The organism is Spirosoma panaciterrae DSM 21099 (assembly GCF_000374025.1).
Taxonomy (GTDB): Bacteria; Bacteroidota; Bacteroidia; order Cytophagales; family Spirosomataceae; genus Spirosoma; species Spirosoma panaciterrae.
Genome location: NZ_KB893188.1, coordinates 88,267 through 110,984, shown reverse-complemented (window position 1 = coordinate 110,984; position 22,718 = coordinate 88,267). Strand labels below are relative to the sequence as shown.

Below are 22,718 nucleotides of genomic sequence, written 5' to 3'. Positions count from 1 at the left end.
CCTGAAAGCGGTCTGTAATGTCTGGGGTATTTTAGTAGAGCCATATAGAGTTGTGAAGGGTCATAATCCAATCGACCCTGAACTATAGGGCTAACGATTTCTCACTCGGTTTAGAAGAAAAACCTCTAAAACCTATCCGCTCCCTTTAAGCCTGTCAACCAGCAGGATCGATTAGCTGAATTAGAACATCGGTAAGGTAGATTCGCGTTGATCATGTTGCTTTCTCAAAATTCTGCGTCTAAGGTAAGTTTATCGTTGGTTCATTCGATAACGTACTTCAGTGCAGCGCTTTCCTCATTTTACGCAACCCGATTCAATGGATTGCGGGCCTACCTGCCTGCGGATGGTAGCCAAATACTACGGACGTTCGTTTACCATGCCTTTTTTGCGGGAAAAAGTAGCTGTCGGCAAAGAAGGAGTCTCCCTTTTGGGTATTGCACAAGCTGCCGAACAAATGGGAATGCGAACAGTATCTGTCCGTATTCCCTTTGCTAGGCTGGCGGCCGAAGCCCCGCTACCTTGTATTGTACATTGGGGACAAAATCACTTTGTGGTCGTGTATGCCATCAAAACCCGGAAGTTCCGAGTTCGGTCGGCTACCAAAGTATATGTTGCCGACCCGGCTTCAGGATTGTTGACATTCTCTCGCGAAGAGTTTGAAAGTCAATGGGCGTCGACCAAAATAAACGACCAGCGAGTGGGGGTTGTCTTGTTGCTCGAACCAACTCCCAATTTCTACGAAAGTCCTGAGATAAGCTCAAAACGGGTCGGTTTTGGGCGGTTGTTTCGTTATCTGTGGTCGTACAAACAGTTGCTGATTCAGTTAGGTTTGGGGCTGGCTGTAAGTTCTATTCTACAATTGGTAATGCCGATTTTGGCGCAGTCGGTTGTCGATACGGGTATCCAGACGCATAATCTTAACTTCATTTATCTCGTACTGACTGCGCAACTGGCCCTTTTTATCGGTCGGATGACCATCGAGTTTATACGAAATCGGATGTTGCTCCACATCAGTACCCGCATCAATCTGAGTATTCTGTCCGATTTTCTGATTAAGCTACTAAAACTCCCTATTTCGTTTTTTGATACCAAACTTACCGGCGATATTCTACAACGGATAGAAGACCACGGACGCATCGAACAGTTTCTGACCGGCACCTCGTTGGCTACTTTATTTTCGCTGTTCAATCTGCTGATTTTCGGTATAGCCGCTCTTTTCTACAGTCCAGTTGTGTTTGCCATATTTATCGGAGCGAATCTGCTGTATGTTGGCTGGATTATTTTTTTCCTGCGCTATCGGAAACAACTCGACTTTAAACGTTTTGCGCTGGCTTCCCAAAACCAGAGTAGTCTGATTCAGTTGGTGCAGGGCGTTTCGGAAATAAAACTGAACAATGCCGAGCAGTTTAAACGGTGGGAGTGGGAAAACCTACAGGTAAAACAATTTAAACTGAGTCTGTCTGGTCTGTCCATTGAGCAATACCAGCAGGCTGGAGCGCTGTTTATTAACGAAGGCAAAAATATTGTCATCACGTTTCTGGCAGCTACGGCCGTCGTAAACGGGCAAATGACGCTGGGTGGTATGCTGGCCCTCCAATATATTATTGGTCAGCTAAACAGTCCGGTGGAGCAATTGATCGGCTTTTTGCAACACTATCAGGACGCTCAGATTAGCCTTGAACGTTTAAATGAAATCCATGAACAACGCGAAGAAGAATCGTACCTTACTGGAGCGGGTGGAGGGGTTCAGCGCAATACCATTCCGCAGGAAGCCGATATCTGGCTTCAACAGGTTGGATTTACCTATCCGGGTGCTGGTAATGTGCCCGTATTAAAAAACATCAATCTGCACATCCCGTCGGGTAAAGTAACGGCTATTGTTGGGACCAGTGGGAGTGGGAAAACAACTCTGCTTAAACTCCTGCTCCGGTTTTATGAACCAACTGAAGGCGAAATCACCCTCAACACTCCTTCTGATGAGGGTATTGGTATGCAATTTGTAACTAATCTATCGGCTGTGTCACACCATGCATGGCGTGCGCGATGTGGTACGGTGTTGCAGGATGGGTTTATTTTTTCAGATACCATTGCCAACAATATTACCCTATGCGACGAAACGCCCGATCTGCAACGGTTGCTATATGCCGTACAGATGGCTAACATTTACCCATTCGTTCAGGGGCTCCCGCTGAAATTTAATACCCTGATCGGGGCCGATGGAAACGGAATCAGTCAGGGGCAGCGTCAGCGCATTCTGATGGCACGGGCTATCTATAAAAACCCCGATTACCTGTTTCTGGACGAGGCCACCAACGCGCTCGATTCAACGAATGAAAGTGTGATCCTGAAAAACCTGGAGTCATTTTATCGTAACCCGAATGGGCATCAGCGGACGGTTATTGTGGTAGCCCACCGGCTCAGCACCGTAAAAAATGCCGATCAGATTGTGGTTATGGATAAAGGGCAGATTGCTGAAGTCGGTACTCATATCGAATTGACACAACGCTACGGGTTGTATTATCAACTTGTTCGAAATCAGTTAGAACTAGGCTCCTAAGCGATATGCCAACAGTAGAACAGCCCGACGCGGCAGGTATTGAACTCCGTAGCCCCGAAGCTCAGGACGTATTGAGCCGCCCACCGGGTTGGCTGGTGAGGTGGGGAAGTACGGTTTCGGCGTTGGTATTACTCTTGTTAGTGGCTGTAGCCTATTGGGTGAAGTACCCCGATTTGGTTCGCGGAAACCTGAAAGTAATAGCCCGACAATGGCCTAAATCGGTTACTGCCCGGACTGCCGGACGACTTATGCGATTGTTTGTACATGACCAACAGGCCGTACGGGCAGGCGAACGACTAGCAATTATTGAAAGTACGGCCAATCCCGATGAGGTATTTGCCCTGGAGGCTGTAGTCGATTCGATGATTCGGCAGGAGCAACAAGGGCATATTCAGGTTATTTCGGCTGCTTCGGTCCCATCTTATTTTCAACTGGGTGAGTTGCAGCAGGCATATCAGCGTTTTGCCGAGAGCCGTGTCTCGGCCAATTCGCTGAGTAACCGGGGCGTATATAATCAGAAACGCCAGGCGTTGGAAAATGACATTCAGCAGCTTCAGGCACTGGCCAATAACGACCGGACTCAACTCGACCTGGAAGAAAATGAACTCAGTCTGATCGAAGCTGAAGTGCAAAGTCAGGAGCGTTTGCTGAAACAGGGTTACGTTTCCCGCAACGATTATCGGCAAACACTGAGTCGTTACCTTGCTAAAAAACAGGCCATTACGCAGGCTCGCAGTGCGCTGAACAACAACCAGATTCAGCAGAATCAGAAGAAGCAGGAACTGGTCTCTCTAAGTCAGACAACCCTCGAAGGCGCCAATGGGATTGTGCAGGCACTTCATACGCTGAAGAGCGAACTCGAAGCCTGGAAGCAACGCTTTGTGGTGGTTGCCCCGGCCACAGGTCGGGTTTCGTTTCCAAGGCTTCTGCAAGAAGGACAGCCCATCCACGACGGTCAGGAATTGGTATATGTGTTGCCTCCAGGAGCGGGTTATGTGGGTGAAATGTATGTGGGACAATACAATTTCGGTAAGGTGCATCCCCAGCAGCGGGTCATTGTCAAATTTGCTGCGTATCCGTATCAGGAATTTGGTACGGTAGCCGGACGTGTGCAACAGATTGCCGATGTGGCCAGCGATACGGCCTGGCGCGTGGTGGTTGAGTTTCCGCAGGGTCTGGTTACATCTACCCATCGGCGATTGCCCTTCCGAAACGGAATGTTGGCCAACGCCGAAATTGTGACTCAGGATGTTAGTCTGCTCAAACGGCTATTTTATGAAATGGAGAAAGCAGTGCGCTAATTCCCACTCGAAACACAGCTTCTTCGGCTTGCTGGTAATCCAGTTGCTGATTGGGGGGCTGAACCGGGCGGTACTTCTAGGGCAGTCGCTCAGTCTGGTCCAATGTCAGGAATACGCCATTCGGAGTAGCCTCGATGTACAAAAAGCTGGCTTACGGGTCGAAACCGACCGGATCAACGCGCAACTGACCCATCAGGCTGGGCTACCCTCGTGGGGTTTAAGCCTGTCCGAGGGTGTAAATTTGGGGCATACAATCGACCCGTTCAGCAATACATTTTTACAGGAAACCATTCACTCTGGTACACTGGGCCTGAGTAGTAGTGTTATGCTATTCAATGGGTTTCGCCAAAAGTATCAGGAGCAGCAGCAACTATTTACCCGGCGTGCCGACGAAGCAACCCTACAACAGCAAAAGCTGGAACTGCGCCGACAGGTTACCGCTGCCTATATGCAGCTATTACTGAGTCAGGAGCTTCTCCAACTGGCAACCGAGCAACGCCAGTTTGTAGTTGTTCAACTCAATCGGGCAAAAGCATTGGTTCAGGAGGGCGTTTTACCCAAAATTGGACTAACCGACTGGGAGGCTCAATTGGCTACAGCCGATTATGAAGTGCTGACGGCCCGGGCAAATTTACAGCAAAATCGACTGGCCCTGCAATGGGTGATGAACTGGCGGGAGTCGTCGGACTTATCCATAGAATCTATCGCTGTTCCTGAACCTCAGCCACCAACGGCCCTGACTACATGGATCGACGAACTGCCCAGCCGTATAAGCCGCCATCCGGCCGTGCAATCTGCCGAATGGCAGCTCAAAAGCGCTCAGACAGGCTATGCTATAGCTAAGAGTGGTTTGTACCCATCCATAGCATTAGGCATCGGAATCAATACGGCGTATTCGAGCGTAGCTCCTCCCGATCTGATCGCCTTTGGTAGGCAATTGCAGTATAATTTAGGGCAGTACATACGGTTAAACGTGAGTTTTCCTACAACCAGTTTCCGAACTACCCAATTGCAAATGGCTCTGGCTGAAGTGAACCGAAAAAGTACAGCCCTGGATATTCAAAAAGCGCGCTTGCAGGTAAACCAAACACTCGAACAAGGGAAAGCATTACTGCTGTCAGCTTACGAGAAATGGCAACAAGCTCAAAAGCAGGTAGAGGCCCAGCAAAGAGCCGTCAAAGCTGCCAAAGCCCGGTATGACGAAGGCTTGTTACAATCTGTTGAACTGGCGCTGATACAGGCCAATCTGGTTAAAGCCTTGTCGAACCAGGTTCAGGCCCGGTATGAGTGGCATTTTCGGAAACTACTGTTAGACCAATTCGTTGACAGATAACTTTTTGGCTTTCCCAATCTAGATTCAGTCTGTTAGAGTGCTAGGAGTATAACAGCCAACTACTGACACAGTCGTTTGGACAACTTTATCCTAAACAAAAAGGTAGCAAAAAGCTACCCTTTTTGTTACATCCATAAACCTGTGAAGCCCGGAGGAGGGCCTGGGGAAACTACTGGAACGGATGGACTCGCAGTACTTCTGAATCCCAGAACACCACCGTTATCAATTATGGGGGGACTAACAACTTTTGGTATAATTGATGGTCTAACAACCTTGGGTATGATCGAGGTTTGGGCTCCCCCAACAACTTCCTTCATTTCCCCTTGAGAAAGCATCTCCTCTTGAGTAAAAGCAATTAAGGATTTCATGAGTTTTGGAATTAAAGTGAAAAAACTGACGAATCTGATCTTTACAACCTCATCGAAAAAAGGGCACAGACCGACTCGAATCAATTAAAGGATTGCCCATCTTGACCCGTCAGCGTTAGTTGTGATGACCGTCGTATCCGGAATTTCATACTGTTTACCTCTGTAGGTACCAATGATAGAAGGTCTACGTATGTAGGTAACGACTGGAGGAGGGATTGTTGCAACGGGAGGAATTTGTCCTGCGGCTCCGCCAACAATTTGTTTCATTTCCTGCTGTGAAAGACTTTCTTCCTGAGCAAATGTGGTGAGTGATCTCATGGGTATGTAAAATGTTAGATTAGGTCTTTAGGACTAAAAGCGCTTAAAAAGTCACATATATTTTTAGTGAGAATATGTAATTTACTGATAATCAGTCGATTTCTTATGGGCTTATGGATAGTGAATAATCTAGATCACTCCAGAGATAAGGCTAAGGTCTATTGGCTCGTTTTGTAAGAGAAACCTGTAAAACTCATTGGCACGATATTCATGCTATAAAGCCAATCGTAAATTCGTATCATAAATGCCGCTTTTTGTATAAGCCTTTAGCGGAGCCTGTACGCCAACTTTGCCTTGTCAAACAAACAACAGGCGTAAACGCTTACAACAATGGCAAAGACAATTTTAATAACCGGGGCGTCCCGTGGTTTTGGTAAAATTTGGGCGAAAGCTCTCTTACAGCGTGGGGATCAGGTTGCTGCTACCGCCCGCAACCTGGATGATTTAAATGATTTGGTAGAGGAATTCGGTGATAATGTATTTCCGATTCAATTAGACGTTACGGATAGAGGCCAGTCATTCGCGGCTGCAAAGCAGGTTTATGATCGCTTTGGCAAACTGGATGTATTGATCAACAATGCTGGCTATGGCGTATTTGGTGCGGTAGAAGAGGTGTCGGAAGAAGAAGCGCGTAGACAAATGGATGTTAATGTATTTGGCTCGCTCTGGATCACTCAGGCCGTACTGCCCTATATGCGGGAGCAGCAAAGTGGACACATTATCCAGATTTCGAGTGTATTGGGCTTGTTTACCCTGCCTACCTTAGGTGTATATAATGCCTCTAAATTCGCCGTCGAAGGCCTATTCGAAACCCTGGCAACAGAAGTGAACGAATTTGGTATTCATGTTACGCTGGTTGAGCCGAATGGCTACGAAACGGACTGGGCGGGCTCATCGGCAAGCCATGCCGAACCACTGGAAGCGTATACAAATCTGAAAAATGCTTTCCGAAACGCCAATAATCCAGATAATTATGGGATTCCAGCTGCCACTACAGATGCGATTCTGAAACTGATTGATGCTCCTCAACCGCCACTTCGATTAATTTTAGGAAAAATTGGTTATCCGGGTGTAAAAGCTACTTATCAACAACGGCTGGCTACCTGGGAATCCTGGAAAGAAGTAAGTGCGTTGGCACATGGTAAATAGTATTGAAACGGTTTGATGCATATGAAAGCAGTAGGATTTAAAACATCGCTCCCCATTTCTGAAACCGAGAGTTTCATCGAATTTGATACACCTAAGCCAGTAGCCAGTGGTCATGATTTGCTGGTGAAAATTCAGGCTGTATCCGTAAATCCGGTTGATTTTAAGATCAGACAGAATTCGGCGAAAGATACCGTCCTCGAGCAGCCCAAAATTATTGGCTGGGATGCAGTAGGTATTGTAGAAGCAGTTGGTGGAGCTGTAAGCCTGTTCAAAGTAGGGGATGAGGTATATTACGCTGGTGATCTGACCAAACCTGGTAGTAACGCGGAATATCAACTGATCGATGAGCGCATTGTAGGGCGTAAACCCTATTCCCTGTCGGCGGAGGCCGCTGCCGCCATTCCGCTGACGGCTTTAACTGCCTGGGAAATCCTATTCGATCGGATGCGCCTTTCCGTGGACCGGGATCGAAATAAGACTTTGCTCATTATTGGTGGGGCAGGGGGGGTAGGATCGATTGCCATTCAGTTGGCTAAAAAACTGTTGGGTTTAACTGTAATAGCCACAGCTTCGCGCCCTGAAACGATCGACTGGTGCAAAAAAATGGGAGCCGATGTTGTTGTCAATCACCGAGATCTCGTAGCAGAGGTTCGGAATGCAGGCTTTCACTATGTGGACTACATTGTTGATTTTGTGGATACCAACCTCTATTGGGAGGCTATGGTTGACTTGATCAAGCCACAGGGCCATATTGCATCCATCACAGGGAGTTCCGTTCCGGTGTTGCTAAACAAGCTGAAAAACAAGAGTGCTAGTTTTTCCTGGGAGTTTATGTACACCCGCTCGACCTATCAGACCGACGATATGATTGAACAGCATTTTATTCTTGACCGAGTGGCAGAATTGCTCGATGAAGGTGTACTGGAAACCACGCATACCCATACGCTGCATGGCCTAACTGCCGACAATTTTAAGCAGGCTCACGCTCAGTTGGAATCGGGAAAAACGATAGGAAAGTGGGTGATAACCTTCTAATGAGTCTGAGCGAATGAAACACTACAAAACGCTTACCGAACTCCATCTGGATAGCGGTTTTCCGGCACCAGAGCATCCTATGCTTAGTCTGCTGACCTGTTCTGAGCTGTCAGTATGCTCATGGGGACAAAATCAGAAGTTTACGGGCGACTTCTATATGATTGCCATAAAGAAGATTAAGGCGGGGAACTTCCTGTATGGCAAAACCAGATATGATCACGATAATGGCTCTATGTCGTTTGTAAAGCCCAGGCAGGTAGTCGAAGTTACTGATGTGGAACTGACCGAAAAAGCGTTTGTCATGTTTATCCATGAGGATTACCTCGTAGGGCATCCTCTGTACAGCCAGATCAAAAAATACGCCTACTTCGAATACGAAACCAACGAAGCCCTGCATCTGTCGCCAGCAGAGGAAAACATCATTTGGGAGCTTTATAATAAAATAGGGCTTGAATACAAGGCCAACCAGGATGAGTTCAGTCGGGAGATTATTCTCTCACATCTCGACTCCATTCTGAAATATGCGGAGCGGTTTTATAAACGGCAATTTTTGAATCGAAGCAACAATCTTTCTGGAACGACCATCAAAAAGTTTCATGAGCTATTGGATCGGTATGTTGAACAAGGGCAGCTTCAAGCCCTTGGACTGCCTTCGGTTCATTATCTGGCCGAGCAACTGAACTTGTCTCCACGTTACCTGAGCGACGTATTAAAGCTGGAAACAGGCAAGACAGCCCTCGAGCACATTCACCTATTGCTGGTCGATGAAGCTAAAAACAGGCTCCTCAGTTCTGATGATAACATTGCTGGGATTGCGTATCAACTGGGCTTTGAAAACCCACCTTATTTCTCTCGGCTATTCAAGAAGATGGTGGGTATCACGCCTTTGCAATACAAAGAGCAACACCTCAATTAAGCGCTCTGCATCAATAAAAAGCCCCGCTCAAACTTGAGCGGGGCTTTTGCATTTCGACTTTATAACGATCCTTAGACCGTTGCCCGTTTTTTGCTGCGGGCGAACTGATCGCGCGATTCGGTAATGATTATTTATCTGGTTTGGTCTCAGTATCTAATTGACTAAGTAAGGCGTTAACTTCTATTTGAAGGGTAGGAAGGTGGTTAATAATGATACTCCAGATAATTGTATTATTTACACCATCGTAGGCATGGATCAGTATATTGCGTAAGCTAATAATCTGGTGTAGACTGCTAATAGGAATACCTGGTTCCATTTTTCGTACCTGGTTGGCCGCTTCGCCAATAATACCCAGTGCTCTTTCAACAGCGTATTGAACGATCAAATCAGCATCATAGATTGCAAAATCGCGGGAATGCTGTAGAAAAGCATCAATATGATTGATCTGTATCGCAATATCAGTCAAATATTTTCGCACATCATGCTGCATACAATAATTGTTTAGATTGCTCAACAGCGCGAGCAAAATAAGGATTACGAAACGATTGACCCAGCAGTAGATCGACGGGGCGATGAAACAACTTTTCTAGTTCAAACAGAAGTGTAAAATAAGTCTCACCTTTTACTTCCGGAGCTAATTCGTCCGACAATTCAACCAGTAAATCGACATCACTCTTCTCTTCGTCAAACTCTTCTGAAGTAACTGATCCAAATGCATATAACCGGACAACGTTATGATGCCTACATAAAGCATTTATTTTGTCAGTATAGGATTGTAGATATGAATGCATCATAATAGTGAAAGATAAATCCAATCAAGAAAAGCGACTTAGGTCTTTGTTAGACATCAACCAAAAGTATAAAGTATTTTTTTTAGTTAGCTATAAGAGTTTTAATTCATCGTCAATATAGCTAATTTTGATTAATTTCTCATCAAGCTTTTTCTTTAAATTATCGTACTTTTGCTGCCCAGCCATATGTAACTCATACAAATAATGTAATTCACCGCCTTTCATAATTACATCCCAGACTATATACTCTAACTCATCTTCATCAGCTTGAATATGCTTTACTAAAACTGATATTTTTTCGTGTCTAATTCTATCGAAAGGTAGATTCTTTTGTGAAAAGAATTTTTGACACATTTTACCTAAATCATTCCTATCTATCAAACTAATATTTGCGGCCTTTGCTAGGATAATCGCTTCCTTTGTAAAATATGAATTAGTTAATACTACTCCCTCTTGGCAACTATAATAATGCATTGCACCTAAAACTTCTTGTACTGCAGAATTGCCTATCTTACTTTTCCAGCGTTTAGCTTGAATAGCAATTTTTATGTTTCCTTTTTTTACAACCAAGTCCCCTTCCTGATCACTGCTCTTTGACGTATGTATAATTTTGTATCACAACTTTGTGAATAATCTAGCGATAAAATTTTCAAAATTTTTACCATCATAATTGTCAATTTTACAAAATTCAGATTTAATCGAATTATAATAATTCCACCTGTAATAATCTAAAGCCTCGCTTTGTATCCTGGTCATATCGCTTTTTAATTGCCTAATATTTTTCTAAAATTTTATTTCTTTGTCTATACAAATCACTTAATTCCTCTTTAAACTCTTTTTTAATCTCTATAAGTGATTTCCTTATTTCGTTTTTTTTAATTCTAATTTTTTCTCGCTCCTCTCTTTCTTTATTTTCTTTAGCCAATATTATTTTCTTCTCTTTACTTAGAAAAACATATTGAATATCATGTCTGTATATGTAATAAAATATGGCAAACAATAATGACGAGAAGAATAAGATCGGATATGAATTAATAGTGATTATTATTAGTGAAAGTACCACTACTAATCCAATGGACCATAATATTAATCCACATCCGTCACTATCATTAGTATATGCATTTCTCATACTATAAGTGAATTTTTGAAAAATTATATATTTATGATAGCTAGTAACTAATTGTAAGTTAGAATGAATATTATTTAAATCAAACAATAAAAAGCCCCGATCAGAAATGATCGGGGCTTTTTGTTAGTTGGTACTGTCAATCGACACTTAGACGGTCGCCCGTTTTTTGCTGCGGGCGAACTGATCGCGCGATTCGGTAATGGTTTCCAGTTCTTCCTTCGAGCCGACAATCGCGTTCTGGTAACGACGAATACCTGTACCCGCTGGAATCAGGTGACCTACAATCACGTTCTCTTTCAAGCCTTCAAGTGTATCACGCTTTCCACGGATCGACGCTTCGCTCAGTACTTTCGTGGTTTCCTGGAAGGAAGCCGCCGAGATGAAGCTGTCAGTACCCAGCGATGATTGCGTAATACCCATCAGCGTTGGTTGCGAAACGGCCGCCATAGCGTCACGAACGGTCACAAGGGCCATATCACGACGTTTCAGGCTGGAATTCTCGTCGCGAAGCTGACGGCTTGTTACGATCATACCTGGTTTGAAGTTGACGGAGTCGCCAGCGTCCATAACCACTTTGGCGTCGAGAACCTTATCGTTTTCCTCACGGAAAGCCCATTTATCGACAACCTGTCCTTCAAGGAAGTTAGTGTCGCCTGAGTCGATGATCTCAACTTTCTGCATCATCTGACGCACGATGGCTTCGATGTGTTTATCGTTGATTTTTACCCCTTGCAGACGGTATACTTCCTGAATTTCATTTACCAGATATTCCTGAACAGCCGTTGGCCCTTTGATGGCCAGAATATCACTTGGCGTAATAGCACCATCCGATAGCGGAGCACCAGCCCGTACGAAGTCGTTGTCCTGAACGAGGATGAACTTCGACAGTGGTACAAGGTATTTCTTCTTCGTGCCGTCTTTCGACTCGATGAAGATTTCGCGGTTACCCCGCTTGATTGTACCGTAGGTTACTACCCCGTCGATTTCGCTCACCACGGCTGGGTTCGATGGGTTCCGGGCTTCGAATAATTCCGTTACCCGTGGCAGACCACCCGTGATGTCGCGGGTTTTACCAACGTTACGTGGAATTTTCGCCAGTGGCTGACCTGCTTTGATTTTCTGCCCGGCTTTTACAACCAGACGCGAACCAACAGGCAGGTTATAACTCTTCTGAAGCGGACCGCCGTCATTATCAGGCAGGTGCAACGTCAGCGTTGTCGTTCCCTGTACCACAATGGCCGGGTTCTTCGCTTTGTCGCGGCTTTCGATGATTACCATCTCCTGGAAGCCCGTCTGTTCGTCGAACTCTTCACGATAGGTGATACCATCTTCGATCGCGTCGAAGCTCAGCGTACCCGTCAGTTCAGAAAGAATAACGGCGTTGTAAGGATCCCAGGCGCAGATGTCGTCGCCCTTCTTCACGATGTCGCCTTCTTTCACCCGCAGGAATGCACCGTATGGTACGTTATTGCTGATCAGGACTTGGTTGCGGTCGTCAGGATTCACGATCCGAACTTCGCCCGAACGACCCATTACGACCGTTTGCGGATTCCCTTCGGCATCTTCCGATTCAACCGTACGCATTTCTTCAAACTCGATCAGACCATCGAATTTCGCCTTGATCGATGCATCGACAGCAATGTTCGACGCTGTACCACCCACGTGGAAAGTACGAAGGGTAAGCTGGGTACCTGGTTCACCGATGGATTGCGATGCGATAACACCCACCGCTTCACCAATGTCGACCATACGACCCGATGCCAGGTTACGTCCATAACATTTAGCACAAACACCCTGACGCGATTCGCAGGTCAGTACCGACCGGATTTCAACCGTTTCAATACTGGTTTCGTCGATCTGTGCGGCTACTTCTTCCGTAATCAGCTCACCAGCACCGATAATCAGGTCTTTGGTAAGCGGGTCGTAGATGTCATGAACCGTTGTTCGGCCCAGAATCCGTTCGGACAGGGGCTCAACTATATCTTCGTTGTCTTTCAGGGCTGATACCTGCAGACCGCGCAATGTGCCACAGTCTTCTTCACTGATGATTACATCCTGGGCTACGTCGTGCAAACGGCGGGTCAGGTAACCGGCATCGGCCGTTTTCAAAGCTGTATCGGCCAGACCTTTCCGGGCACCGTGTGTCGAGATGAAGTACTCCAACACGTCGAGACCTTCTTTAAAGTTCGACAGGATCGGGTTCTCAATGATCTCACCAACTGAGCCCTGCAGGTTTTTCTGTGGCTTCGCCATCAGACCCCGCATACCACCCAACTGACGAATCTGCTCACGCGAACCACGGGCTCCCGAGTGCATCATCATGAAGATCGAGTTAAAACCACCCTGATCGGCTTCGAGCTGCTTCATCAGCGTTTCGGTCAGACGAGAGTTTACGCGTGTCCAGATGTCGATAACCTGGTTATACCGTTCGTTCTCCGTAATCAGACCCATCAGGTAGTTGTCCCAAACACCCTGTACTTCAGCCTTGGCTTCTTCTACCAGACCTTGCTTGGCTTCTGGAATCATTACGTCGCTCAGACCAATTGACAGACCGCCTTTGAAGGCCATCTGGAAACCAAGTTCTTTGATCTCGTCGAGGAACTGAGCTGTCCGCGCACCGCCCGAAATTTTGAAGATCAATGCAATGATTTGTTGCAGTTTCTTCTTCGTAAGCAGTTCGTTGATGTAGCCAACTTCTTCTGGAACAGCCTGATTGAATAACAATCGACCAGCGACGGTATCAATTACTTTCGACACGATCTCCCCATTTTCGTCCCGGACTTTAACCCGGCACTTAATGTTAGCGTGCTTCGAAATCCGACCTTCGTTGATACCAATGATTACTTCTTCAGCACCATAGAATGTCATGCCTTCACCCGGAATTGGATACTCTGGGGTGCTCTTACGACCTTTCGTTACATAGTACAGGCCCAACACCATGTCCTGCGATGGTACCGTAATTGGCGCACCGTTGGCAGGGTTCAGGATATTGTGCGAAGCCAGCATCAACAGAGAGGCTTCCAGAATGGCTTCCTGGCCCAGTGGCACGTGAACGGCCATCTGGTCACCGTCGAAGTCAGCGTTGAAGGCCGTACAGACGAGTGGGTGCAACTGGATCGCTTTACCTTCGATCAGTTTTGGCTGGAAAGCCTGGATACCCAGACGGTGCAGCGTTGGAGCCCGGTTCAGCAGAACAGGGTGACCTTTCAGAACGTTTTCCAGAATATCCCAGATCACAGGATCTTTCCGGTCAACGATTTTCTTCGCTGATTTCACCGTTTTGACAATGCCCCGCTCAATAAGTTTGCGGATAACAAACGGCTTGAACAATTCAGCCGCCATATCTTTCGGCAGACCACACTCGTGCAGTTTCAGCTCAGGGCCTACTACGATAACCGAACGACCTGAATAGTCGACACGTTTACCAAGCAGGTTTTGACGGAAACGCCCTTGTTTCCCTTTCAGCATGTCGGACAGCGACTTCAGTGCCCGGTTGCCTTCCGAACGAACGGCGTTCACTTTACGGGAGTTGTCGAACAGCGAATCGACTGCTTCCTGCAACATCCGCTTTTCGTTCCGCAGAATCACTTCAGGAGCTTTGATTTCGATGAGCCGCTTCAAACGGTTGTTCCGAATGATTACCCGACGATACAGGTCATTCAAATCGGACGTAGCGAACCGACCACCATCCAGAGGAACGAGAGGACGCAGTTCGGGGGGAATCACGGGTACCATTTTGATCACCATCCACTCAGGGCGATTCTCAATATGGCCGTTGGCTTCCCGGAACGCTTCTACCACTTTCAGGCGTTTCAGAGCTTCGGCTTTCCGTTGCTGTGAGGTATCTGTAGCGGCAGAGTGGCGTAGCGAGTACGATAGTTCGTCCAGGTTCAGACGCGACAGCAGCATCTCTAACGCTTCGGCCCCCATCTTGGCGATGAATTTATTTGGGTCTTTATCGTCGAGATATTGGTTGCTGCTGGGCAGTTTGTCAATGATGTCTAAGTACTCGTCTTCGGTCAGGAAGTCAAGTTGGTTGATGCCATCTTCTGCTTTCACACCGGGTTGAACCACTACATAGCGCTCATAGTAGATAACCTGGTCGAGTTTCTTGGTAGAAAGGCCCAGAAGATAACCAATTTTGTTGGGTAAGCTGCGGAAATACCAGATGTGAGCAACAGGCACCACCAGTTCGATGTGGCCCATGCGCTCCCGGCGAACCTTTTTCTCGGTTACTTCAACCCCGCAACGGTCGCAGATAATGCCTTTATAGCGAATCCGCTTGTATTTCCCGCAATGACACTCCCAGTCCTTCACAGGCCCGAAGATGCGCTCGCAGAACAAGCCGCCCATTTCGGGTTTGTAGGTCCGGTAATTGATAGTCTCCGGCTGTGTCACTTCGCCGTAGGAACTCTCCAAAATAGACTCCGGCGATGCCAGGCTGATGGTCACGCTCTGGAAGTCGCTATTGAGTTTTTTGTTCTTTTTGAACGACATTGGTTGGAGATTATAGGTTAAAATGGGTATTGGGAGCGAGTAGTTAGTATTAGGAGTAAAAACGGCTGAAGCACATTCTCACTCCTAATACTCACTCCTAATACTTTACTCTAATGTAATTTCAAGGGCCAGGCCACGTAACTCATGCACGAGTACGTTGAACGACTCAGGGATATTTGGCTTGGGCAGGTTTTCACCTTTCACAATAGCCTCATAAGCCTTCGCACGGCCAACCACGTCATCCGATTTAACGGTCAGGATTTCCTGCAGGATGTTCGATGCACCGAATGCCTCCAACGCCCATACTTCCATCTCACCGAATCGCTGACCCCCAAACTGTGCCTTACCACCCAGCGGTTGCTGGGTAATAAGCGAGTAGGGCCCAATCGAACGGGCGTGCATCTTATCGTCGACCAGGTGACCTAGTTTCAGCATATAGATGATACCAACCGTAACGGGCTGATCGAAACGCTCACCTGTCAAACCGTTGTAGAGGTATGTCCGGCCGAACGAAGGTAAACCAGCTTCGTTCAATTCGTCGGCTACCTGCTGCTCAGTGGCTCCGTCAAAAATAGGTGTGGCATATTTACGATCCAGTTTCTGACCTGCCCAGGCAAGTACGGTTTCGTAAATCTGACCAAGGTTCATCCGGGATGGTACGCCTAGTGGGTTCAGTACGATGTCGACTTTGGTTCCATCTTCGAGGAACGGCATGTCTTCATCGCGAACGATCCGGGCAACAACCCCTTTGTTTCCGTGACGACCAGCCATTTTATCACCTACTTTCAGCTTCCGCTTTTTGGCAATGTACACTTTGGCCAGTTTCACGATACCTGCTGGTAACTCGTCGCCTACTTCAAGCGTAAACCGTTCGCGTTTGAATCGGCCGGTGATCTCACTACGACGGGTGTTGTAGTTTTTCACCAGTGCCGTAATCAGCTCGTTGGTTTTTTCATCGTCCGTCCAGTCGTTCAGGTTCATGTCGGCCAGAAGATTGGCTTCTTCCGGTACAGCATACCCACTTTCATCGCGGTACGCGTTCTTGTCAGGGAACAGGTTGTCGACGATGTTTTTTCGGCTGAATTTTACGCCTTTGCTGACAATTTCGTCACCGAACTTGTGTTTGACACCAGCGCTGGTTTTACCCTCGAGCAAAGCCACTGTTTTTTCGATCATACGAGCGCGGAAGTCATTCAACTCACGGCTGTATTTCTTCATCAGGGCCTTCACTTCGTCCTTATGCTTACCGCGTTCTTCCTTGGCCGGACGAGCAAACAATTTGGTATCGATAACGACTCCTTTCAGAGACGGTGGTGCTTTCTTCGACGCATCTTTCACGTCGCCCGCTTTATCACCGAAGATGGCGCGAAGCAGTTTTTCTTCTGGGGTTGGATCGCTTTCACCTTTTGGTGTGATCTTACCAATCAGAATATCCCCTTCCTTCACTTCCGTACCGACGCGAACGATACCGTTTTCGTCAAGGTTACGAACGGTTTCTTCCGATACGTTCGGGATTTCGGAGGTTAACTCTTCTTCACCGCGTTTGGTATCCCGAACTTCCAGCTCAAACTCCTCAATGTGGATGGAGGTGAAAATATCTTCGCGAACTACTCGTTCCGAAATCACAATAGCATCCTCGAAGTTGTACCCCTGCCATGGCATGAAGGCTACTTTCATGTTCCGACCAAGTGCCAGTTCACCAGCCTGGGTGGCATAACCTTCGCACAGCACGTCACCCTTCTTCACCTTTTGTCCTTTCAGAACGGTAGGCTTGAGGTTGATGCAGGTATCCTGGTTAGTCCGGCGGAACTTGATGAGGTTGTAGGTTTTCCGGTCGTCGTCGAACGAAACAGCGAGTTCTTCTTCTTCCAGATCGTATTTAACCACAATCTTGGTCGAATCAACAAACTCAATCATACCATCAGCTTCGGCAATAACCAGCGTTCGTGAGTCAACAGCAACACGACCTTCCAGACCTGTACCCACAATGGGGGCCTCTGGGCGCAGCAGTGGTACCGCCTGACGTTGCATGTTCGAACCCATCAGAGCCCGGTTAGCATCGTCGTGCTCAAGGAACGGAATCATGGAGGCCGCCACCGATACAATCTGGTTCGGGGCAATATCCATAAAGGTTACGTTGGCTGGTTCTGCCATCGGGAAATCACCTTCGAAACGAGCCTTCAGCCGATCAACCTGGAAGTTCCCTTTTGCGTCGATACCCGCATTGGCCTGAGCAATGTAGTGGGTATCTTCTTCTTCAGCAGTCAGGTACATTACAGGCTTATCCATCGCCACCTTACCGTTTTCAATGATCCGGTATGGGGTTTCGATGAAGCCCATGCTGTTGATTTTTGCGTATACGCAAAGCGACGAAATCAGACCGATGTTCGGGCCTTCCGGGGTTTCGATGGTACACAGACGGCCATAGTGCGTGTAGTGTACGTCACGTACCTCGAAACCTGCCCGCTCGCGCGACAGACCACCCGGTCCCAGTGCCGACATACGACGCTTGTGCGTCACCTCGGCCAGTGGGTTGGTTTGGTCCATGAACTGCGATAGCTGGTTTGTACCGAAGAACGAGTTGATAACCGACGACAGGGTACGGGCGTTGATCAGGTCAACAGGTTTGAAATCCTCGTTATCCCGAACGTTCATCCGTTCTTTGATCGTCCGGGCCATACGGGCCAGACCTACGCCAAACTGAGCGTATAATTGTTCACCTACCGTCCGAACACGTCGGTTGCTCAGGTGGTCAATATCATCGACAACGGCTTTCGAGTTTATCAGGCCAATCAGGTACTTCACAATCGAGACGATGTCTTCGGTGGTCAGTACCCGCATCTCAGACGAAATGTCGAGTTGCAGTTTTTTATTGATCCGATATCGGCCAACGTCGCCCAAATCGTACCGTTTATCTGAGAAGAACAGACTCTGGATAATTTCCCGAGCTGTTTGTTCATCGGGTGCATCCGCATTCCGCAACTGCCGATAGATTTGCTCAACCGCTTCTTTTTCAGAGTTCGAGCTATCTTTCTGCAGTGTGTTATAAATGATATTGTAATCGGCCATGTTCATGTCTTCCTTGTGCAGGATAACCGAACTTTGGCCTGAATCCATAATCACATCAATATCGTCGGCCGAAACCACCGAATCGCGCTCTAAAAGCACCTCGTTCCGGCTGATCGACACCACTTCACCCGTATCTTCATCCACAAAGTCTTCCGTCCAGGTACGTAATACCCGGGCGGCTAACCGACGACCAATCGCCTTCTTCAAGTTTGCGGGTGTTGCCGAAATTTCTTCCGACAGACCGAATAGGTCAAGAATGTCTTTATCGGAGCCGAAACCAATGGCACGTAGCAACGTCGTTACCGGGAATTTCTTTTTCCGGTCGATGTAGGCATACATGACGTTATTTACGTCGGTCGAGAATTCGATCCAGGAACCCTTAAATGGAATAATCCGGGCTGAATACAGTTTCGTACCGTTGGTATGCTTACTCATCGAGAAGAATACACCCGGCGAACGATGCAACTGCGAAACAATGACCCGCTCGGCTCCGTTTATGACAAACGAGCCTTTCTCGGTCATGTAAGGGATATTGCCTAAGAACACTTCCTGCTCAATCGTTTCGAAATCCTCGTTGTCAGGATCACTGTTCGACAAACGCAGTTTGGCTTTCAGAGGCACCGAATAGGTCAATCCCCGGTCAATCGATTCATCAACGGAATATTTTGGTGGATCGACCGAGTAATCAATAAACTCCAGCTTAAAGTTTTCGCGGGAGTCGGTAATAGGGAAATTTTCCTGAAATACCTTGAACAAACCCTCTTCTGAGCGTTGGTTGGAAGGCGTATCAAGCTGGAAAAAATCTTTAAAGGATTTTACCTGGATATCCAGAAAATCTGGGTACCCAATCACTGGCTGAATCGTCGCAAAATTTTTGCGTGTACTGATTTTCGCGTTTGTCGCCAAGATTGTGCTTCGTTTAGTGCGTAACCGATTCTAAAATGGGTGCGTGGCGTAGAGCTGCCACGGCACAGAATTTGATTAACGATTTACAGGATTACAATTTATTAATTAGGCTGTTTACCAAAAAACTCGTAAATTGTAACCTATAAGTCATCGATCAGTACTCTCCAGGTTGTCACCCAACCCTTGGAGAGTCAATAGATAACATAAGGCAATAAAAATAAGTTTGTCTTTTGCAAGTGCTTTTAGACAAAAATAGCTCCAAACAGGAAAAGACCAGACGTTGGTCTGGCCTCCCCTGTCTGGAGTGATATGCGAAAGAGCCTTTGGCTTACTTAACTTCTACTTCAGCACCAGCTTCTTCCAATTGCTTACGGAGTGCTTCAGCTTCATCTTTAGCAACACCTTCTTTCACTGGTTTCGGAGCACCGTCTACCAGTTCTTTAGCTTCTTTCAGGCCCAGACCGGTCAGGTCTTTAACCAGTTTCACGACAGCCAGTTTAGCAGCACCAGCCGACTTCAGAATTACGTCGAACGACGTTTTCTCAGCCACTGCCGGAGCAGCATCGCCACCACCTGCGGCACCACCAGCTACCATTACGGGAGCAGCGGCTGCTGGCTCAATTCCGTATTCATCCTTCAGGATAGCAGCCAGTTCGTTTACTTCTTTAACCGTAAGGCCTACAAGCTGCTCAGCGAACGCTTTCAAATCTGCCATTGTAGTATTTTCTTAATTTGATTGTGATACAATTTGTTAGTAATACGGACATCTTGTCCGTATGGTAATAAAAATATCGGATCAGCAAACGCGGACAAGATGCTGGTACACCAGCCCGGCCACATTGCTATGCTTCCTCGCGCTCCGACAGCGTTTTGAGGATACCGGCCAGTTTGTTGCCACCACCTTGCAGTGCCGAGATAACATTCTTGGCAGGTGATTGCAGCAGACCGATGATTTCGCCAATAAGCTCTTGCTTGCTCTTCAGTGCGATGAGCGTGTCAAGCTGGTCAGCGCCAATAAACAGGCTGTAATCAATAGAAGCAGCCTTCAATTTCAGTTTATCACTTGTCTTACGAAACTCTTTGATAAGCTGCGCAGGTGCTTTGCCATTTTCGGGGTGGAACATCACCGCCGACTGACCATGCAGCACCGTCTCGTTGAACGGCGTATAATCCGTTGCAAGCGGTTCGAGTGCTTTCTTGATGAAGCTGTTCTTCACCACTTTGTACTCAATACCCCGCTCAAAACACATCCGACGTAACTGGTTGACTTCAGCAACCGTCATGCCATTCGCTTCCGTGATATAGAAGAAGGGAACGGTCTGAAACTTTTCAGCCAATTCCTCAATAATTGCTCCTTTTTCTTCGCGTTTCATGGCTTAAATTCCAGCTACCGTGCCTTTATCAATCGTTACTCCTGGACTCATCGTGCTCGACAGGTTGATCGCTTTCACGTACGTACCTTTGGCCGATGAAGGCTTCAGTTTCAACAACGTGCTAATAATCTCCTGCGCGTTTTCGGCCAGTTTTTCTGGCGCAAACGATACTTTACCAATGCTGGTATGAATAGCCCCTTGCTTATCAACTTTAAAGTCGATTTTACCGGCTTTCACTTCGCGAACAGCTTTGCCAACTTCGGGGGTTACTGTACCCGACTTGGGGTTTGGCATCAGACCACGTGGACCAAGAACTTTACCCAGACGACCTACTTTAGCCATTACGTTCGGCATCGTGATGATCACGTCAACGTCCGTCCAGCCTTGTTCAATCTTCTGAATATAATCATCCAGACCTACGTAGTCAGCACCTGCTTCTTTCGCTTCGGCTTCCTTGTCCGGGGTGCAAAGCACCAGAACGCGAACCGTTTTACCCGTACCGTGGGGCAGCGTGGCAACACCACGAACCATCTGGTCGGCTTTACGCGGATCAACGCCTAACCGAACGTCAATATCCACAGAAGCGTCAAACTTTGTGTACGAAATTTCCTTCAGGATCTCGGCTGCCTGCTGGAGCGAGTATTCTTTGGAAGCATCGTACTTTGATTGAGCTTCTTTTTGTTTTTTCGTTAACTTAGCCATGTCTTTGTTTGCTTCGGCAAGTCTGATTAATTCTCAAACGGCGATGTACCCGTCACCGTAATACCCATGCTGCGGGCTGTACCAGCCACCTGCTTCATTGCCGACTCAACGGTGAATGAGTTCAGATCGGGCATCTTTGTTTCTGCGATGGTCCGAACCTGATCCCACGTTACTGAGCCGACTTTTTTGCGGTTGGGCTGAGCAGATCCGCCTTTCAGCTTCGCTGCTTCCATCAGCAGAATCGGTGCGGGTGGCGTTTTGATGACGAAATCAAAGGATTTATCCTTATAATACGTAATCAAAACTGGCAATACCATACCCATTTTGTCCTGGGTTCGGCCATTGAACTGCTTGCAGAATTCCATGATATTTAAACCCTTGGAACCAAGCGCTGGACCGATCGGAGGTGAGGGGTTGGCCTGCCCGCCTTTGACTTGCAGCTTAACGTAGCCACCTACTTCTTTTGCCATTGTGGTAATTGAGTTACGACCGCCCGAGCGGCCCCGTTACTACTTAGGTTCTAATTGGTTAGCCACATAACCAATCCGCACACCGTTCATAACAAATCAACTGGTTTTGGCTGGTCACCCTCTGAGGGAAGCATAGGATGCCGAACCACGGATAACGGATTAGATTAATCAGCTCTCCTTTTCTACTTGTGCGTAACTGAGTTCTACCGGAGTATTCCGGCCAAATATTTTTACAACGACGTTCAATTTCTTCCGGTCGTCGAATACTTCTTCTACAGTGCCGATGAATCCACCAAAAGGACCATCAACTACCTTAACATTTTCACCTTTCAGGTACGTAGCGGTTGGCGCAACAACTTCCTGCGTTTCTTCATCCACCTTTCCCAGAATCCGATTTACTTCGGCCTGCCGAAGGGGAACGGGCACCTTGGAGGTTGTACCTGCCTGCGAATTACCTAGAAAACCTAATACACCTGGCATGTTCAAAATCATGTCGAGGGCCCGGTTGTTGCTTAAATCGGCAGAAATGAGGATGTAACCAGGGAAAAATGATTTTTCCCGAACGCGTTTCTTTCCATTACGCATTTCGTACACCTTTTCCGCTGGAATAAGAACCTGCGGAATCACTTCATCGAGTTTTTGCCGGATAATTTCGTTATCGAGATAAGATTTGATCTTTTTCTCCTGACCCGACACCGCCCGAATGACGTACCATTGTATGCCGCTCATAGTTGTTGTCATTTTTGGTCAAATGTTGTCAGGGTCTGTCAGACATCGTTTTTTTTACGATACTTAACTATACTC

General features: G+C 47.1%; 19 protein-coding genes. 6 read left to right on the top strand and 13 right to left on the bottom strand.

Features of this window, described 5'->3' with window-relative positions:
• Positions 1-280 precede the first annotated feature (280 nt).
• The 3 genes from B153_RS0118335 to B153_RS0118325 are packed head-to-tail and all read left to right on the top strand — an operon-like array spanning position 281 to position 5,191.
• Positions 281-2,557: a peptidase domain-containing ABC transporter gene (locus B153_RS0118335; protein WP_026262251.1), complete on the top strand. Its 2,277-nt coding sequence runs from the start codon at positions 281-283 to the stop codon at positions 2,555-2,557.
• A 5-nt stretch (positions 2,558-2,562) separates the two neighbouring features.
• Positions 2,563-3,858 (top strand): HlyD family secretion protein, encoded by a 1,296-nt coding sequence (locus B153_RS0118330; RefSeq protein WP_020598197.1) that lies wholly within the window; start codon positions 2,563-2,565, stop codon positions 3,856-3,858.
• Positions 3,833-5,191 carry a TolC family protein gene (locus B153_RS0118325; RefSeq protein ID WP_169518488.1) on the top strand — a complete coding sequence of 453 codons (1,359 nt, stop codon included), beginning with the start codon at positions 3,833-3,835 and terminating at the stop codon, positions 5,189-5,191. Before B153_RS0118330 ends, B153_RS0118325 begins: the two co-directional genes overlap by 26 nt.
• Positions 5,192-5,316: 125 nt before the next feature.
• Here the strand turns inward: B153_RS0118325 and B153_RS38270 are convergent, their stop codons facing one another.
• Entirely contained in the window at positions 5,317-5,559 is a 243-nt protein-coding gene (locus B153_RS38270; protein ID WP_211221690.1) for a hypothetical protein, read from the bottom strand.
• 84 nt (positions 5,560-5,643) lie between these two features.
• Positions 5,644-5,877 (bottom strand): hypothetical protein, encoded by a 234-nt coding sequence (locus tag B153_RS38265; protein WP_020598194.1) that lies wholly within the window; start codon positions 5,875-5,877, stop codon positions 5,644-5,646.
• Between the two features lie 330 nt (positions 5,878-6,207).
• On the opposite strand from B153_RS38265, the gene B153_RS0118310 reads away from it, so the two are divergent.
• From B153_RS0118310 to B153_RS0118300, 3 genes are read left to right on the top strand one after another with little or no spacing between them, the layout of a single operon-like run.
• On the top strand, positions 6,208-7,026 hold the full coding sequence (locus B153_RS0118310) for an SDR family NAD(P)-dependent oxidoreductase (RefSeq protein ID WP_020598193.1): 819 nt from the start codon (positions 6,208-6,210) through the stop codon (positions 7,024-7,026).
• A gap of 21 nt (positions 7,027-7,047) precedes the next feature.
• Positions 7,048-8,061: a zinc-binding alcohol dehydrogenase family protein gene (locus B153_RS0118305; RefSeq protein ID WP_020598192.1), complete on the top strand. Its 1,014-nt coding sequence runs from the start codon at positions 7,048-7,050 to the stop codon at positions 8,059-8,061.
• 13 nt (positions 8,062-8,074) lie between these two features.
• Positions 8,075-8,977, top strand: coding sequence for a helix-turn-helix domain-containing protein (locus tag B153_RS0118300; RefSeq protein WP_020598191.1), 903 nt, complete (start codon positions 8,075-8,077; stop codon positions 8,975-8,977).
• Between the two features lie 127 nt (positions 8,978-9,104).
• Here B153_RS0118300 and B153_RS0118295 read toward each other — a convergent pair whose 3' ends face one another.
• The 11 genes from B153_RS0118295 to nusG all read right to left on the bottom strand — a co-directional run bounded on the left by B153_RS0118295 (position 9,105) and on the right by nusG (position 22,643).
• A complete protein-coding gene (locus tag B153_RS0118295; RefSeq protein WP_020598190.1) occupies positions 9,105-9,467 on the bottom strand; it encodes a HepT-like ribonuclease domain-containing protein in 363 nt (120 codons plus the stop codon).
• Entirely contained in the window at positions 9,457-9,771 is a 315-nt protein-coding gene (locus B153_RS0118290; RefSeq protein ID WP_020598189.1) for a nucleotidyltransferase family protein, read from the bottom strand. The genes B153_RS0118295 and B153_RS0118290 overlap by 11 nt, the downstream gene beginning before the upstream one ends.
• A gap of 87 nt (positions 9,772-9,858) precedes the next feature.
• Positions 9,859-10,374, bottom strand: coding sequence for a restriction endonuclease (locus B153_RS36750; protein WP_281167742.1), 516 nt, complete (start codon positions 10,372-10,374; stop codon positions 9,859-9,861).
• 166 nt (positions 10,375-10,540) lie between these two features.
• The gene (locus B153_RS0118280) at positions 10,541-10,897 is read right to left on the bottom strand and encodes a hypothetical protein (protein WP_020598187.1); all 357 of its coding nucleotides are present in this window, start codon (positions 10,895-10,897) and stop codon (positions 10,541-10,543) included.
• Positions 10,898-11,044: 147 nt separating this feature from the next.
• On the bottom strand, positions 11,045-15,394 hold the full coding sequence (gene rpoC, locus B153_RS0118275; RefSeq protein WP_020598186.1) for a DNA-directed RNA polymerase subunit beta': 4,350 nt from the start codon (positions 15,392-15,394) through the stop codon (positions 11,045-11,047).
• Between the two features lie 105 nt (positions 15,395-15,499).
• Positions 15,500-19,369: a DNA-directed RNA polymerase subunit beta gene (rpoB, locus tag B153_RS0118270; RefSeq protein ID WP_020598185.1), complete on the bottom strand. Its 3,870-nt coding sequence runs from the start codon at positions 19,367-19,369 to the stop codon at positions 15,500-15,502.
• A gap of 328 nt (positions 19,370-19,697) precedes the next feature.
• The gene (rplL, locus tag B153_RS0118265) at positions 19,698-20,084 is read right to left on the bottom strand and encodes a 50S ribosomal protein L7/L12 (RefSeq protein WP_020598184.1); all 387 of its coding nucleotides are present in this window, start codon (positions 20,082-20,084) and stop codon (positions 19,698-19,700) included.
• A gap of 127 nt (positions 20,085-20,211) precedes the next feature.
• Positions 20,212-20,742 carry a 50S ribosomal protein L10 gene (rplJ, locus tag B153_RS0118260; RefSeq protein WP_020598183.1) on the bottom strand — a complete coding sequence of 177 codons (531 nt, stop codon included), beginning with the start codon at positions 20,740-20,742 and terminating at the stop codon, positions 20,212-20,214.
• A gap of 3 nt (positions 20,743-20,745) precedes the next feature.
• Positions 20,746-21,444 (bottom strand): 50S ribosomal protein L1, encoded by a 699-nt coding sequence (gene rplA / locus B153_RS0118255; protein ID WP_020598182.1) that lies wholly within the window; start codon positions 21,442-21,444, stop codon positions 20,746-20,748.
• Positions 21,445-21,470: 26 nt separating this feature from the next.
• Positions 21,471-21,914 carry a 50S ribosomal protein L11 gene (gene rplK / locus B153_RS0118250; RefSeq protein ID WP_020598181.1) on the bottom strand — a complete coding sequence of 148 codons (444 nt, stop codon included), beginning with the start codon at positions 21,912-21,914 and terminating at the stop codon, positions 21,471-21,473.
• A gap of 168 nt (positions 21,915-22,082) precedes the next feature.
• Positions 22,083-22,643 carry a transcription termination/antitermination protein NusG gene (nusG, locus tag B153_RS0118245; protein ID WP_020598180.1) on the bottom strand — a complete coding sequence of 187 codons (561 nt, stop codon included), beginning with the start codon at positions 22,641-22,643 and terminating at the stop codon, positions 22,083-22,085.
• Between the last annotated feature and the right edge of the window lie 75 nt (positions 22,644-22,718).

Excerpts from the sequence above, each read along its gene's own strand:
- B153_RS0118330 (WP_020598197.1), top strand. The coding sequence starts at position 2,563 with ATGCCAACAGTAGAACAGCCCGACGCGGCAGGTATTGAACTCCGTAGC.
- B153_RS0118325 (WP_169518488.1), top strand. The coding sequence starts at position 3,833 with ATGAAATGGAGAAAGCAGTGCGCTAATTCCCACTCGAAACACAGCTTC.
- B153_RS38270 (WP_211221690.1), bottom strand. The coding sequence starts at position 5,559 with ATGAAATCCTTAATTGCTTTTACTCAAGAGGAGATGCTTTCTCAAGGG.
- B153_RS38265 (WP_020598194.1), bottom strand. The coding sequence starts at position 5,877 with ATGAGATCACTCACCACATTTGCTCAGGAAGAAAGTCTTTCACAGCAG.
- B153_RS0118310 (WP_020598193.1), top strand. The coding sequence starts at position 6,208 with ATGGCAAAGACAATTTTAATAACCGGGGCGTCCCGTGGTTTTGGTAAA.
- B153_RS0118305 (WP_020598192.1), top strand. The coding sequence starts at position 7,048 with ATGAAAGCAGTAGGATTTAAAACATCGCTCCCCATTTCTGAAACCGAG.
- B153_RS0118300 (WP_020598191.1), top strand. The coding sequence starts at position 8,075 with ATGAAACACTACAAAACGCTTACCGAACTCCATCTGGATAGCGGTTTT.
- B153_RS0118295 (WP_020598190.1), bottom strand. The coding sequence starts at position 9,467 with ATGCAGCATGATGTGCGAAAATATTTGACTGATATTGCGATACAGATC.
- B153_RS0118290 (WP_020598189.1), bottom strand. The coding sequence starts at position 9,771 with ATGATGCATTCATATCTACAATCCTATACTGACAAAATAAATGCTTTA.
- B153_RS0118280 (WP_020598187.1), bottom strand. The coding sequence starts at position 10,897 with ATGAGAAATGCATATACTAATGATAGTGACGGATGTGGATTAATATTA.
- rpoC (WP_020598186.1), bottom strand. The coding sequence starts at position 15,394 with ATGTCGTTCAAAAAGAACAAAAAACTCAATAGCGACTTCCAGAGCGTG.
- rplL (WP_020598184.1), bottom strand. The coding sequence starts at position 20,084 with ATGGCAGATTTGAAAGCGTTCGCTGAGCAGCTTGTAGGCCTTACGGTT.
- rplJ (WP_020598183.1), bottom strand. The coding sequence starts at position 20,742 with ATGAAACGCGAAGAAAAAGGAGCAATTATTGAGGAATTGGCTGAAAAG.
- rplA (WP_020598182.1), bottom strand. The coding sequence starts at position 21,444 with ATGGCTAAGTTAACGAAAAAACAAAAAGAAGCTCAATCAAAGTACGAT.
- rplK (WP_020598181.1), bottom strand. The coding sequence starts at position 21,914 with ATGGCAAAAGAAGTAGGTGGCTACGTTAAGCTGCAAGTCAAAGGCGGG.
- nusG (WP_020598180.1), bottom strand. The coding sequence starts at position 22,643 with ATGAGCGGCATACAATGGTACGTCATTCGGGCGGTGTCGGGTCAGGAG.